Consider the following 12,583-nt stretch of genomic DNA (forward strand, 5'->3'; position numbering starts at 1 on the left):
CCCGAAATGGGCATGGCGTCCCACTCCCGCAAGCATGCCGCCCGTCGCTGCGACGGCGGCCCGTCCGTGCTGCGCAGCATAAAATGTTCCCGCACTGCACAAACTGCTTGGATTCATGGCGCTTTTGCGCATATCCTTTAAAAAGGCGCAATCGTTACCGGCGGCTTACTTAAGCTGCCCGGTGTCCGGGGAGGATGCAGATGGCCGCAAAAGACGAACCTATTGTTATCAAGAAATATGCCAATCGCCGTCTCTACAATACGGGCACCAGCACCTATGTGACGCTCGAGGATCTCGCTGAAATGGTCAAAAGAGGCGAGGACTTTACTGTCCAGGACGCCAAGACCGGTGACGACATCACGCATCCGGTACTGACCCAGATCATCTTCGAGCTGGAGAACAAGGACGGGCAGAACATGCTGCCGATCCCGTTCCTGCGTCAGCTCATCGCCTATTATGGCGACCAGATGCAGATGATCGTGCCGAGCTTTCTCGAGCAGTCGATGCTGGCCTTCTCGAAGGAGCAGGAGCGCTTTCGCGAGCAGATGAAAGATGCCCTCGGCAAGTCGCCGATGGACATGATGAAGATCGCGACACCAATCAAGGTGCTGGAGGAGCAGACGCGGCGTAACATGGAAATGTTCCAGAACGCCATGCGGCTGTTCACGCCGTTCCCGCCCGCGGGCTCGGCGCCGGCAGCGGCGCCGGCCGAACCGGCCAGGAAGGAAACACCGGAAAAACCCGACGACCTCCAGGAGCTGAAGGAGCAGATCGCCGCGATGCAGCGCAAGCTCGACACGATGTCCTGACTGCCGGCTGGCGAAGTGCAGCGTCGGAACTTCCTTCAGGTGCTGCTGAGACTTCGCAAGCAGCGCGGCTAGACTAGAGCTGCTCCGGCAGCGGTCCCTGGTAGCGGGCGCGTGGCCGGATCAGGCCGTTGCTCGTCACCTGCTCCACGGCATGCGCGGCCCAGCCGACGCTGCGGCCGAGCGCGAACAAGCGGAACGGCGCATCGGACGGCAAACGGAGACCGCGCGTCAGCGCGGCCAAAGCGAAATCGACGTTCGGGCGCATGCCCGTTGCCGCAAAGGCCGCATCGCAAAGCCGTAACAGCCCATCATCGACATCTATCGCGGCCAGCAACGGTTCCGCACGCGGATCGCCGTCGGGATAAAGCGGATGGCCAAATCCGGGCAGCGGCCTGTCGTGACCGAGCCAGCGTCCGACAGCCGCGTCCGGCCCCAATCTCTGCGCATCTTCCGCCAGCATCATGACCGCCTCCGCGGCGCCGCCATGACGCGGCCCGGAGAGCGTGGCGAGGCCGGCAAGCAGGCAGGCCGAAACAGGTGCGCCGGTGGACGCGGCGACCCGTGCGGCGAAGGTCGATGCGTTCAATTCGTGATCGGCCAACAGTACCAGTGAGCGGCGGATCAAGTCTGCGCCGGCCGCATCGAGCGACCATCCCCGCGCCAGCCTTTCGTGCACGGCACCAGTTCCGGGAATCGCGCCGAGCGCCTGGGCCAAAGCGGCGATGGCGCCGGCCGCATCGTGGTTGAGCGAAGCCGATCTTCGGCCGAGCGAAGGCCGGCCGTTGGCCGCCAACGCGGCCAATTCCGCGAAGGCAGCCGGCCGGCCAGTTGCGCCGTTGCCATGGCGGCTCGCCGAGACGAACGACACCGGTGCGTCAGATGCCCAAAGCAGGTTTGCCGTCTGCTCCAGCGTGGCAGCCTCGCAGAGAGCAACCGCATCCTGGCCGCGATAGACAAGGCGGCCATGCAAAACGGTCGAGATCGTGGTGGCGATCGCCGGCTCACCCCAGGCAATTGCACTTTCGGCGATTGCCTGCGGATTTCGGCCACGAGCCCGGCGACTCGCCAGCGCCGCGATGTCGTCGGCGCGATACTGGCTGCGGCGTGGATCCGCCCGGTCCGGCCGCACGCCGATGCGCCCGCGGCTGACATAGGCATAGAGGGTCTGGGCTCGCACCTTGAGACGCTTCAGGGCTTCGTCCCGCGTCAGCCACTCCGTCATGTCAGCCTTGTCATGTTGATTCCATTGATCAAGATTGATGGTCCAGTCACCAACCCTTATCTACCACCCGGAAAGGGTCAAGGAGAAAACCGATGGCGAATGGGCTCGATGATGTTGTGGCGGCGGAAACGGTGCTCTCCGCTGTCGACGGTCTTGGTGGCCGCCTGACCATCCGGGGCCATTCGTTGCCCGAACTGGCAGGTCGCTGGAAATACGCCGAGGTGGTTCATCTGCTGTTCGACGGCTTTTTCGACGATCTTCCCGACGGCAGGGAGCTGGCGAACGCGATCGGTCGGGCGCGCAGCGAAGTGTTCGAGCAGATCAAACCCTTGCTGCCGTTTCTCACATCCGTCGATATCTACAGCGCGATGCGCGCCGGTATTGCCCTGCTGCCGGATGGTGACAAATTGTCGGACGCGCTGCGGCTGGTTGCGGCACCTGCCGTGCTGACGCCGGCCTTGCTGCGCTTGCAGCGCGGCGAACGCCCGATTGCGCCCGATAGCAAGGCCGATCATGCCGCCGACATGCTGCGGATGCTGACCGGCATTGCGGCCTCGCCTAAATTGGCGAAGGCGCTCGATGCCTATTTCGTGACGGTTTGCGACCATGGCCTCAACGCATCGACCTTCGCCGCGCGCGTGGTCTCTTCAACGCAGGCCGGGCTTACTTCGGCGGTGCTGGCCGGGCTCGGAGCGCTCAAGGGGCCGCTGCATGGCGGCGCGCCAGGTCCGGTGATCGAGATGCTGGATGCGATCGAGGCGCATGGCGACGCCGCCGGCTGGCTGCGTAGCGAGATCGCGCGTGGCCGCCGCATCATGGGCTTCGGGCATCGCATCTATCGCGTGCGCGATCCGCGTGCCGACGTGCTGAAAGCGGTGGTGCGCCAGCTCGGCGCCAGGGGCGAAAGCGGCCACCGGCTGGCCTTTGCCGAAAGCGTGGAGCAGGCGGCGCTCGAAGTGCTCCGCATCGCCAAGCCGTCGCGCTCGCTCCAGACCAATGTCGAGTTCTTCACAGCGCTCCTGCTGGAAGCGGCGGGCTTTCCGAAAGAGGCGTTCACCAACGTCTTTGCTGCCGGGCGCGTCGCCGGCTGGATTGCCCATGCGCGCGAGCAGCAGACGAGCGGACGGCTGATCCGGCCGCAGTCGCGCTATATCGGGCCGGTGCCGGACCTCGTCGCCTGAGGATTTTTCCCTCGCATACTTGCGAAAACCGGTCGCAACAGCCGGTGCCGAACACCTCTCTCGTCGGGACGAGAGAGGTCTACATGACAAAAATTTCATGTCATTGCTCCACACATCCGCTGTTCTTGGGTGACAGAGAGCCTATATGTTGCAGTGCAGCATGGTTCACGGGAGCCCGCCTCGAAAGGAATAAAGCCGCCTTGACCGCCAGAAAAACCGCCATCGTCACCGGTTCCACCTCGGGCATCGGCCTGGCCATTGCCCACGCGCTCGCGGCCGAAGGCTGCAACGTCGTCGTCAATTCCTTTTCCGACACCGCCGACGATCACGCCATCGCCGACGCGATCGCGAAGCACCACGAGGTGAAGACCGTCTACGTCAAGGCCGACATGTCGAAGCCGGCCGAGTGCCGGGCTTTGGTGGCGAAGGCAGCCGAGGCATTCGGCTCGGTCGACATCCTGGTCAACAACGCCGGCATCCAGCATGTCGCGCCGGTCGAAAGCTTCCCGATCGAGAAATGGGATGCGATCATCGCCATCAACCTGTCATCGGCCTTCCACACCATCGCAGCCGCCATCCCGTTGATGAAACAGGCCGGTGGCGGCCGGATCGTCAACGTCGCCTCGGCCCACGGCCTTGTCGCTTCGCCGTTCAAGTCGGCCTATGTCTCGGCCAAGCATGGCATTATGGGCTTGACCAAGACTGTCGCCCTGGAGCTGGCGCGCGACAAGATCACCTGTAATGCCATTTGTCCGGGCTATGTGCTGACGCCGCTGGTCGAGGCGCAGATCCCCGACCAGATGAAGGCCAACAAGATGGACCGCGAGACGGTGGTCCGTGAGGTCATGCTCGACAGGCAGCCTACCAAGGAGTTCGTCACCGTCGAGCAGGTTGCGGCGGCCGCGGTGTTCCTATGCTCGGATGCGGCGGCGCAGATCAACGGCACGCACATCTCTGTCGACGGCGGCTGGACCGCTTAGTGAGGCTTCCAGCGGTCAAGGGCCACGCCATGCCGAAAAACGGCAAGGCGGAAGAGCCAAAGAAGATCAATGTCGCGCTGCAAGGCGGCGGCTCGCACGGGGCGTTTTCCTGGGGCGTGCTCGATCGGCTGCTCGAGGACGGGCGCCTCGACATAACGGCGGTTTCGGGCACCAGCGCCGGCGCCATGAATGCCGTGGCGCTGGCCGACGGCTTTGTCCGCGGCGGTGTCGAGGGCGCGCGGCGGAAGCTCGACGATTTCTGGCGTGCGGTGGCGGCAAAGGGCCGCTTCAGCCCGGTACAGCGCATGCCCTGGGACGTCGCCTGGGGCAATTGGTCGATCGAGAACACGCCCGGCTATTTCCTGTTCGATACGATGTCTCGGGTATTTTCGCCCTATGTCGCCAATCCGCTCGCAATCAATCCGCTGCGCGACGTGGTCGAACGTGAGATCGATTTCGACAATGTGCGCGCCTGCAAGTCGATGGAACTGTTCATTTCCGCTACCAATGTCGAGACCGGCCAGTTGCGGGTCTTCTCGGACGGCGAGATCGACCTCGACACAGTGATGGCGTCGGCCTGCTTGCCGCAATTGTTCCGTGCCGTCGAGATCAAGGGCGTGCCCTATTGGGATGGCGGTTATGGCGGCAACCCGGCACTGTTCCCGTTCTTCAAGACGGCGGCCACCGAGGACGTGCTTTTGGTGCAGATCAATCCGGTGGTCCGCGAGGGAACGCCGAAGAGCGCCAATGAGATCCAGAACCGCATCGACGAGATCACCTTCAACGCCGGGCTGTTGCGCGAATTCCGCTCGATCGCCTTCGTCAAGGAACTGATCGCCGCCGGCCGATTGCCGCACGGCGAATATCGCGACATCCGCATGCACCGCATCGATGCCGACGAAGCGTTCAAGGATCTGTCGGCATCGTCCAAGGTCAATGCCGAATGGGCGTTCCTTGCCTATCTGCGCGACCTCGGCCGCACCGCAGCCAGTGATTGGCTGGAAGAAAATTATGACGCCGTCGGCAAGCGGCCGACGATCGATCTGTCCGGCGAACTCGACGACGGCTTGAAGCCTTTGCGCGGGCCGGCGCCGGGTCGGCGGGTCAAGGAGTTTCTTGCGGCGCGCAAGCAGCCCTAGGCCGCCCGCCGTCCGGCCTAGCTGCTTCGCAAAGCAGATGGCATTCGCAATCTGTCCAATCATCCTGACACTTGCTGCCATGCCGCTGTTTTGGCAATCAACAGCCGATGCTGCGGCCGCATCTTTGCGGACAAAGCAACAATCCATCAACTTTTCTGACTATATTGCGATGCAACTTTGAGGTAGAAGCGCGCTTCGCCGATCACGGCAATTTGAATACGGCCTCGCGCGCACCCATATCGGCGACGCGCCCCAAGTAGAAGATGCGGCCTGGCCGAACCCCGCGCACTGGAAAAAATGACGATGCCGAAATTCAGGTTTCACAAGCTTGCAGCCATTGTTGTGCTCATCGGGTTCGCCGGCTGGATGGCGACAGGCGAGTTCTCGTCCGTCGGCAGCGCGTCCGCCGACAACAAGCCCAAGGCAGGAGAGGTCGAGCAGCCCAAGGCAGCCGACGCAGGCAAGCCCCAAACTGGTAAACAGGGGGCTGCCAAGCCGGGGACCGCCGAGGCGGAACAGCCCAAGGCGCCGTTGCGCACGGTCGCGGTCATAGCCCCGCCGCGGCGCACCTATGCACGCGCTATCCGCATTTCCGGACTGACCGAAGCCGACAAGCGCGCCGTCCTGGCGACACGCGTCGCCGGCGTCATCGACAAGCTGCCGGTCAAGCAGGGCCAGCACGTCAAGACCGGCGACCTGATCCTGATGCTTGCCGCCGAGGAAAAAATCTCGGCGGTCGACAATGCCAAGCAGCTTGTCGTGCAACGTGAGGCAGAGCTGGCTGCGGCCCTGGGGCTGATGAAAACCGGCAATCTGCCCAAGTTGCAGCTCGACACAGCCCGCTCCAACCTGACGCTGGCCAAGTCGCTACTGGACGCAGCGCAAGCCGAACTCGACCGCAACGAGGTGAAGGCGCCCTTCGACGGCGTTATCGACCGGGTACCGGTGGAGCTTGGCAGTTCCGTGATGCAGGGCGGCGAGGTGGCGACCATTCTGAAGCTCGATCCGGTGATCGCCCGCGGCGAAGTCAGCGAACGCGATCTCGGCTATCTGAAGATCGGCGACAAGGCCGATGTGCGTCTGGTCAGCGGCCAGAATGTCGAGGGCACGGTGCGCTACATCAGCCGCGATGCATCTTCGGCAACCCGTACCTTCCGCGTCGAAGTCGCCATCCCCAACGCCGATGGTTCCGTACCGGCCGGCATGACGGCAGAAATTGCGCTCAGCGCCCAGCCGACCGACGCCGTCATGCTGCCGCGCTCGGTGGTGACGCTCGGCGACAAGGGCGATCTCGGCATTCGCGCCGTCGACAAGGACGACAAGGTCGTGTTCTTCCCGATCGACCTGGTCGACGACACGCCGACCGGCCTGGTGCTCGGCGGCATTCCGGCCGACGCCCGCATCATCGTCGCCGGCCAGGAACTGGTGAAGGAAGGCGAAGTGGTCAAGCCGGTCGAAGCCGACCAGGCGACCATTCAAAAGCTGTTGGGCGAAGCGACGACCGGGACGCAGTAATCATGGACATCGTCAAACTTGCAATCAGCAATGCCCGGCTGACCATTTCGGTCCTGGTCTTTCTCATCCTTGCTGGTGCGGTCGCTTACCAGTCGACGCCGAAGGAAGCGGAACCCGACGTTCCGATTCCGATGATGTATGTCAGTCTGATCTACCAGGGCATCTCGCCGGAAGACTCCGAGCGCCTCCTGCTGCGGCCGATGGAAGCCAAGCTGAAGAGCCTGAAAGGCCTCAAGGAGATGCGCTCGGCCGCCTTCCAGGGCGGCGGTTATGTGCTCGTTGAATTCCAGCCACAGACGGATCTCGCCACGGCGCTGCAGGACACGCGCAGCAAGGTGCAGGACGGCAAGGCCGACCTGCCGCAAGCGGCTGAGGAGCCCGTGGTCTCCGAGGTCAACATCTCCGAGTTCCCCGTCCTGGTCGTGACGCTGTCGGGCGAGGTGCCTGAGCGTGTGCTGACGGCGGCGGCGCGCGAGCTGCGCGACCGCATCGAGGAAGTGCCTGGCGTGCTCGAGGGCTCGCTGCAGGGTGCGCGCGACGACCTCGTCGAAGTGGTCATCGATCCGATGAAGCTGTCTTCCTACGGGCTGCAGCTCGACCAGTTGATCGGTGCGGTCGGCGCTTCCAACAGTCTTGTCGCCGCCGGCAACATCGAAGGATCCGAGGGCAAATACGCGGTCAAGGTGCCCTCGCTTATCGAGACACCACAGGATGTGGCGGCGCTTCCGGTCGTCGCCGGCCCCAATGCGGTGGTGCAGGCCAAGGACATTGCCACCATCCGCTCCACATTCAAGGACGCCGAGACGGTCACCCGCCTCGACGGCAAGCCGGCGATCGCCATCGAGGTGAAGAAGCGCATCGGCTCCAACCTGATCGATACGATTGGCAAGGTCAGGGAGGTGTCCGACGCCTTCATCAAGACGATGCCGGAGGGCATGCACGTCACCTACACGCAAGACAAGTCGGTCTTCGTGAACCAGTTGCTCGGCGACCTGCAGAACCACGTGATGATCGCCGTCATCCTGGTGTTCATCGTCATTCTCTACGCGCTGTCTGGCCGTGCCTCGCTGCTGATCGGATTGGCCATCCCCTCGTCCTTCCTGATCGGCATCCTGTTGCTGGCAATGATGGGCTACACGATCAACATGATCGTGCTGTTCAGCCTCATCCTGGCGGTCGGCATGCTGGTCGACGACGCCATCATCGTCACCGAATTCGCCGAGCGACGCATGAGCGAGGGCATGCCGAAGGAGCAAGCGTTCGCGCTTGCCGCCAAGCGCATGGCCGGCCCGGTCATCGCGGCGACGATGACGCGCATTGCCGCCTTCTCGCCGCTGTTGTTCTGGCCGGGCATTATCGGCGACTTCATGAAGTACATGCCGATCACGCTGATCGTGACGCTCTCGGCCTCGATGCTCTATGCGCTGGTCTTCGCGCCGACGCTGGGCGCGATATTTGCCAAGGCGCCGGCCCATCACCCCGACGACAATCGCGACGGCTGGTACATGGCCGTGGTCAAGCAGGCGGTGCATTATCCCATCACCGTGCTTGTCCTCACTGTGGCGCTGTTGTTCGGCGTCGGCTACGCCTATTCGAAATTCGGCGCCGGCGTCGAATTCTTCCCGAATGTCGAGCCTGACTACGGCCTGCTCTACGTCCACGCCCGCGGCAATCTTTCGCTTGCCGAAATGGACTCGGCCACCAAGACCGCGGAAAATCGCCTGCTCGGTTGGCCGGGCGTGAAGTCTGTCTATACCCGCGTCGGCAAGACGCAGGGCGGCGGCCAGGATGTTCCGGAAGACGTGGTTGGCGTGATCCAGTACGAATTCGTCGACTGGCGCGAGCGTAAATCGGCGAACTCAATCCTGGACGAACTGCGCGGCGTTATGGCCGGCATTCCCGGTGTTGACGTCGAGGTTCGCGTGCCGGAAGCCGGCCCGCCTACCGGCAAGCCGATCCAGATCAGGCTTTCGGCCGTCGATCCGAAGGGCCTTGACGACAAGGCCCGCGCCGTCGCCGCGCGCATAGCCAAGGTGCCCGGCGTCATCGATATTTCCGACGGCCTGGCGCCGCCCGGCGTCGACTGGGCGCTCGAGGTCGATCGCGCCAAGGCGGCGCAGTACGGCATCAGCCCAACCGCGGTCGGGACGGTCGTGCAATTGGTGACCAACGGGCTGAAGCTCAGCGAGTACCGGCCCGCCGGCGCCGACGATGCAGTCGACATCAGGCTGCGCCTGCCCGAGGATCGGCGCACGCTGTCGACGCTCGACGAACTCAGGGTGCAGACCGCGCAAGGCTCGGTGCCGATCTCGAACTTCGTCGTGCGCAAGCCGGAGCCGACGGTCGGTTTCCTCAACCGCATCGACGGTGCGCGAACGGTCGTCGTCCAGGCCAACGTCGCCGCCGGCGCCCAGGTGGCTGCCGTCCAGCAGGAGGTCACCAAAGCTGTCGCCGACATGAACCTCGGCAGCGGCATTCGCTGGAAGCTTGCCGGTTCGAATGAGGACAGCGCGGAGGCTGGTGCCTTCCTCAGCAAAGCCTTCGGTGCGGCGATCTTCCTGATCTTCATCGTGCTTCTGGCGCAGTTCAACAAGTTCACCAGCGTCTGGCTGGTGCTGTCCTGCGTGGTCATGGCGACGATCGGCGTGTTCCTCGGGCTGCTGCTGACGGGAGAGGCATTCGGCATCGTCATGTCGGGCATCGGTGTCATCGCGCTGGCCGGGGTGGTGGTGAACAACAACATCGTGCTGATCGACACCTATGACCGGTTGCGCGAAGAGGGCTGGGACAAATACGAGGCCGTTCTGCAGACCTGCCGCGAGCGTGCCCGCCCGGTGGTGCTGACGGCGGTGTCGGCGATCCTCGGCGTGCTGCCGATCGCCTTCGGCCTCGGCCTCGAAATCTTTCATCACGAGACGACGATCAACGCGCCGTCGACGCAATGGTGGATTTCGCTGTCCTCGGCGATCGTCTTCGGGCTGTCCTTCGCCACCGTGCTGACGCTGGTGGTGACGCCGTCGATGCTGATGGTGTTCACTCGCGCCAAGGTCAAACCCGGTGCGCGTCGGGGCTGGTTCAGCCGCCTGTTCGGGCGTCGCAAGGCCGAAACCCCGTCGAAAGGCCTGGACGCCGATCTGGGCGCCGAACCGGCGATCGCCTTCCCGAAGGCCGCCGAATAGAGTCCGGATCGCGGTCCTGATCAAGCAAGGCCGCCCGGGAACAATGGGCGGCCTTCTGCATTGTTCCGTCATTGCAACCTCAAAGCGAGGATTTTCTGATGACGATCAGCACCATTCTCATCATTATCCTTATTCTTATTCTGATCGGCGCGGTTCCGGCGTGGCCGCATTCGCGGTCCTGGGGTTACGGACCATCAGGCATCGTCGGCGTCATCCTGATCGTTGTCCTGGTGCTGCTGTTGATGGGCCGGATCTGAGCGCAACCTTCCTCCCCGACCAGCGGCGGATGACCGTGAGGCCATCCGCCTTTTTTTTGGTTTGTTGTCAGGCAACTTTTTGCGTCGTTTTGATCGTGGCGATGCCGATATCCTCGAGCGCTTTCGACACTGCATTTTCCAGCGGCGTGTGCGGGATCGTACCGATAACGCTTTCCAGCCTGCCTGAAACCAGCCGGTGCGGCTCGAAGCGGAGATAGGACATCGAAACGATCTCGCGCCACATCGCCACGAACGGGCCGCCGGCACGCAGCACCCACCACGGCATCGACGTCAGTTTCAGCGAGCGCCCGAGCGCCTTCTCCGCGGCCGCCTTGATCTGCAGGTCGGTCACCGCATGGCCGGGAAAGTTCAGCGCCTCGTAGAAGCCGAGTTTGTCGAGATTGTCAGCCAGCCCGACGAAGGCCTTGGCCAGGTCGGGCAGATAGGCCCATTCATGCACGAGATCGACCGGCCCTGGGGCGGTATAGACGCCCTTGGTCATCTTGGCGGCAACAACCAGATCGAACCACGATCCGCTGCCGGTGCCGCCGAAGAAATCACCAGCGCGCAGCAGGATCGTGCGCACCAGACCCGCGTCGGCCTCGCGGCGAAACAGATCTTCCATGGCGACGCGGATACGGCCCTTTTCCGTCGTCGGGCGAAACGGCGTGTCTTCGGCGATCACCGCCGGCATCTGCGAGCCGTAATAGTAGACGGTGCCCGGGAAGAGATGCAGCGCGCCGTTCGCCCGGCAGGCAGCCATCACATTCTCGGCCATCGGCAGGCATTTGCTCCAGTCGGTGTAGAGCGGGTTGAGGCCGTTGAAAATGATATCGACGCCTTCGGTCGCGCGGATCAGCGCAGCACGGTCGAGCGCGTCGCCGGCGATCGCCGTGGCGCCTTTGAGCTCGGCCGGCACCTTGCCGCTGCGGGTGATGGCACGGACATCGTAGCCGGCATCGATGAAGGCCTTGGCCACCGTGCGGCCGAGGCGGCCATTGGCGGCGGATTTCCTCTACGAAGAGTTCAAGCGCTATTCGGCCGGTGCGGGCTCGGCAGCGAATTCGGCGCGGTGAGCGAGGCCGGCCATCAACAGCACGACGACCAGCAGCCCGGACAGAGCGACGAAGATCGGGCCGAAGCTCGAGTGCTCGGCGATGAAGCCAATCGCCGACGGCGCCACCAGAATGCCTGAGTAACCCATTGTGGTGACGACGCTCATGCCGGTGCCGGACGCCATGCCCTCCTGGTTGCCGGCGGCCGAAAAGATGATCGGCACCATGTTGGCAATGCCGAGGCCGCAAAAGGCAAAGGCGGCAATGGCCAGCCAAGGCGAGGGAGCCAGCCCGGCCACCAGCATGCCGGCAGCAGCGGCAAGGGCCGAGGCGCGCAACGTCGTAACGGCACCGAAACGGTTGCGGACGCCATCGCCGAGAAAGCGCATAATGGCCATGACGCCGGAAAAGGCGGCATAGGCCAGGCCTGCGATGGCAAGATCGGCGCCGAGCTCCTGCCTGAGATACAGCGCCGCCCAGTCGAGTACCGCACCTTCGGAGATCATTGTCAGCAGCGCCATGAGCCCAACCAGATAGACCAGCGGGTTTGCCGGCAGCGCGAATTTGTGGTGCTCGGCGACTGGGTGCTTGTCCTCGGCGATCAGGTAGCGGATCGCTACGGCGATTACGGCAAAGGCAAGAGCCGTCACCACTGTCGCATGGGCGAGGTGACCGTAGTTCTGGATGGCGAAACCGCCCAAAGCGCCGCCGGCGAAACCGCCAAGGCTCCAGAAGCCGTGCGAGGACGACATGATGGCACGGGACAGCCGCCGTTCGACTGCCACTGCATTGGCATTCATGGCGACGTCCATGCCGCCGATCGAACCGCCGAAGATGAACATGGCGATGGCTGCAAGGGGCACGTTGGGGGCCAGAGCCACAACCAAAAGGCCGAAGCTGCCGGCAAGTCCGAACCAGCGCAGCACCGTGCGCGAGCCATGCTTCGAGATCAGATGGCCGCACCAGGTCATGGCAGTGACGGCGCCGGCACCGAACAACAGAATCAGCAAGCCGAGCGTGAACCTCGAAATGTCGAGTCGCGTCAGGAACACCGGGATCTGCGGCGCCCAACTGCCGGTCAAGAAGCCGTTGGCGAGGAAGATGCCGGCCACTGCCCAGCGTCCACGAATCGCGATCTGCGTGATTTTCTGCGCGTCCATCGGGTAGAATCCGGTCCGGAAATGGCGTTGCGCGGCAAATTAGATCGATTCAATTCACAGTCAAGCGCTCTTCGCCGAAAGTGCTT

11 protein-coding genes are annotated in these 12,583 nt (G+C 63.6%); 8 read left to right on the plus strand and 3 right to left on the minus strand.

The genetic code is table 11. From position 1 onward, the window contains the following. The first annotated feature begins 200 nt into the window (after positions 1 to 200). Positions 201 to 809, plus strand: coding sequence for a polyhydroxyalkanoate synthesis repressor PhaR (phaR, locus tag NKH90_RS04860; protein ID WP_023678449.1), 609 nt, complete (start codon positions 201 to 203; stop codon positions 807 to 809). Between the two features lie 73 nt (positions 810 to 882). Here phaR and NKH90_RS04865 read toward each other — a convergent pair whose 3' ends face one another. Beyond that, a complete protein-coding gene (locus NKH90_RS04865) occupies positions 883 to 2,031 on the minus strand; it encodes a citrate/2-methylcitrate synthase (RefSeq protein ID WP_352452507.1) in 1,149 nt (382 codons plus the stop codon). 92 nt (positions 2,032 to 2,123) lie between these two features. On the opposite strand from NKH90_RS04865, the gene NKH90_RS04870 reads away from it, so the two are divergent. The 7 genes from NKH90_RS04870 to NKH90_RS04900 all read left to right on the plus strand — a co-directional run bounded on the left by NKH90_RS04870 (position 2,124) and on the right by NKH90_RS04900 (position 10,282). Next, complete coding sequence (locus NKH90_RS04870) at positions 2,124 to 3,212, plus strand: citrate synthase/methylcitrate synthase (protein ID WP_352817701.1); 1,089 nt, start codon at positions 2,124 to 2,126, stop codon at positions 3,210 to 3,212. Between the two features lie 200 nt (positions 3,213 to 3,412). Next, the gene (locus tag NKH90_RS04875; RefSeq protein WP_352452505.1) at positions 3,413 to 4,192 is read left to right on the plus strand and encodes a 3-hydroxybutyrate dehydrogenase; all 780 of its coding nucleotides are present in this window, start codon (positions 3,413 to 3,415) and stop codon (positions 4,190 to 4,192) included. Between the two features lie 29 nt (positions 4,193 to 4,221). After that, positions 4,222 to 5,331 carry a patatin-like phospholipase family protein gene (locus NKH90_RS04880; protein ID WP_352817817.1) on the plus strand — a complete coding sequence of 370 codons (1,110 nt, stop codon included), beginning with the start codon at positions 4,222 to 4,224 and terminating at the stop codon, positions 5,329 to 5,331. A gap of 37 nt (positions 5,332 to 5,368) precedes the next feature. After that, a complete protein-coding gene (locus NKH90_RS04885) occupies positions 5,369 to 5,512 on the plus strand; it encodes a hypothetical protein (RefSeq protein ID WP_352452504.1) in 144 nt (47 codons plus the stop codon). Between the two features lie 122 nt (positions 5,513 to 5,634). Beyond that, positions 5,635 to 6,846, plus strand: a complete 1,212-nt coding sequence (locus tag NKH90_RS04890) for an efflux RND transporter periplasmic adaptor subunit (RefSeq protein ID WP_352817707.1) — start codon at positions 5,635 to 5,637, stop codon at positions 6,844 to 6,846. A gap of 2 nt (positions 6,847 to 6,848) precedes the next feature. Next, positions 6,849 to 10,025: an efflux RND transporter permease subunit gene (locus tag NKH90_RS04895; RefSeq protein ID WP_352817709.1), complete on the plus strand. Its 3,177-nt coding sequence runs from the start codon at positions 6,849 to 6,851 to the stop codon at positions 10,023 to 10,025. Positions 10,026 to 10,123: 98 nt separating this feature from the next. After that, positions 10,124 to 10,282: a DUF3309 family protein gene (locus NKH90_RS04900; protein WP_023678456.1), complete on the plus strand. Its 159-nt coding sequence runs from the start codon at positions 10,124 to 10,126 to the stop codon at positions 10,280 to 10,282. A 67-nt stretch (positions 10,283 to 10,349) separates the two neighbouring features. Here the strand turns inward: NKH90_RS04900 and NKH90_RS04905 are convergent, their stop codons facing one another. Together NKH90_RS04905 and NKH90_RS04910 are read right to left on the minus strand one after the other, a co-directional pair. Further along, positions 10,350 to 11,261, minus strand: coding sequence for an SDR family oxidoreductase (locus tag NKH90_RS04905; protein ID WP_352817712.1), 912 nt, complete (start codon positions 11,259 to 11,261; stop codon positions 10,350 to 10,352). A gap of 54 nt (positions 11,262 to 11,315) precedes the next feature. Beyond that, positions 11,316 to 12,497, minus strand: a complete 1,182-nt coding sequence (locus NKH90_RS04910; RefSeq protein WP_352817715.1) for an MFS transporter — start codon at positions 12,495 to 12,497, stop codon at positions 11,316 to 11,318. Positions 12,498 to 12,583 lie beyond the last annotated feature (86 nt).

It is taken from the genome of Mesorhizobium sp. M0898 (genome assembly GCF_040319695.1).
In the GTDB taxonomy this organism is placed as follows: Bacteria; Pseudomonadota; Alphaproteobacteria; order Rhizobiales; family Rhizobiaceae; genus Mesorhizobium.

Excerpts from the sequence above, each read along its gene's own strand:
- phaR (WP_023678449.1), top strand. The coding sequence starts at position 201 with ATGGCCGCAAAAGACGAACCTATTGTTATCAAGAAATATGCCAATCGC.
- NKH90_RS04865 (WP_352452507.1), bottom strand. The coding sequence starts at position 2,031 with ATGACGGAGTGGCTGACGCGGGACGAAGCCCTGAAGCGTCTCAAGGTG.
- NKH90_RS04870 (WP_352817701.1), top strand. The coding sequence starts at position 2,124 with ATGGCGAATGGGCTCGATGATGTTGTGGCGGCGGAAACGGTGCTCTCC.
- NKH90_RS04880 (WP_352817817.1), top strand. The coding sequence starts at position 4,222 with ATGCCGAAAAACGGCAAGGCGGAAGAGCCAAAGAAGATCAATGTCGCG.
- NKH90_RS04885 (WP_352452504.1), top strand. The coding sequence starts at position 5,369 with ATGGCATTCGCAATCTGTCCAATCATCCTGACACTTGCTGCCATGCCG.
- NKH90_RS04890 (WP_352817707.1), top strand. The coding sequence starts at position 5,635 with ATGCCGAAATTCAGGTTTCACAAGCTTGCAGCCATTGTTGTGCTCATC.
- NKH90_RS04895 (WP_352817709.1), top strand. The coding sequence starts at position 6,849 with ATGGACATCGTCAAACTTGCAATCAGCAATGCCCGGCTGACCATTTCG.
- NKH90_RS04900 (WP_023678456.1), top strand. The coding sequence starts at position 10,124 with ATGACGATCAGCACCATTCTCATCATTATCCTTATTCTTATTCTGATC.
- NKH90_RS04910 (WP_352817715.1), bottom strand. The coding sequence starts at position 12,497 with ATGGACGCGCAGAAAATCACGCAGATCGCGATTCGTGGACGCTGGGCA.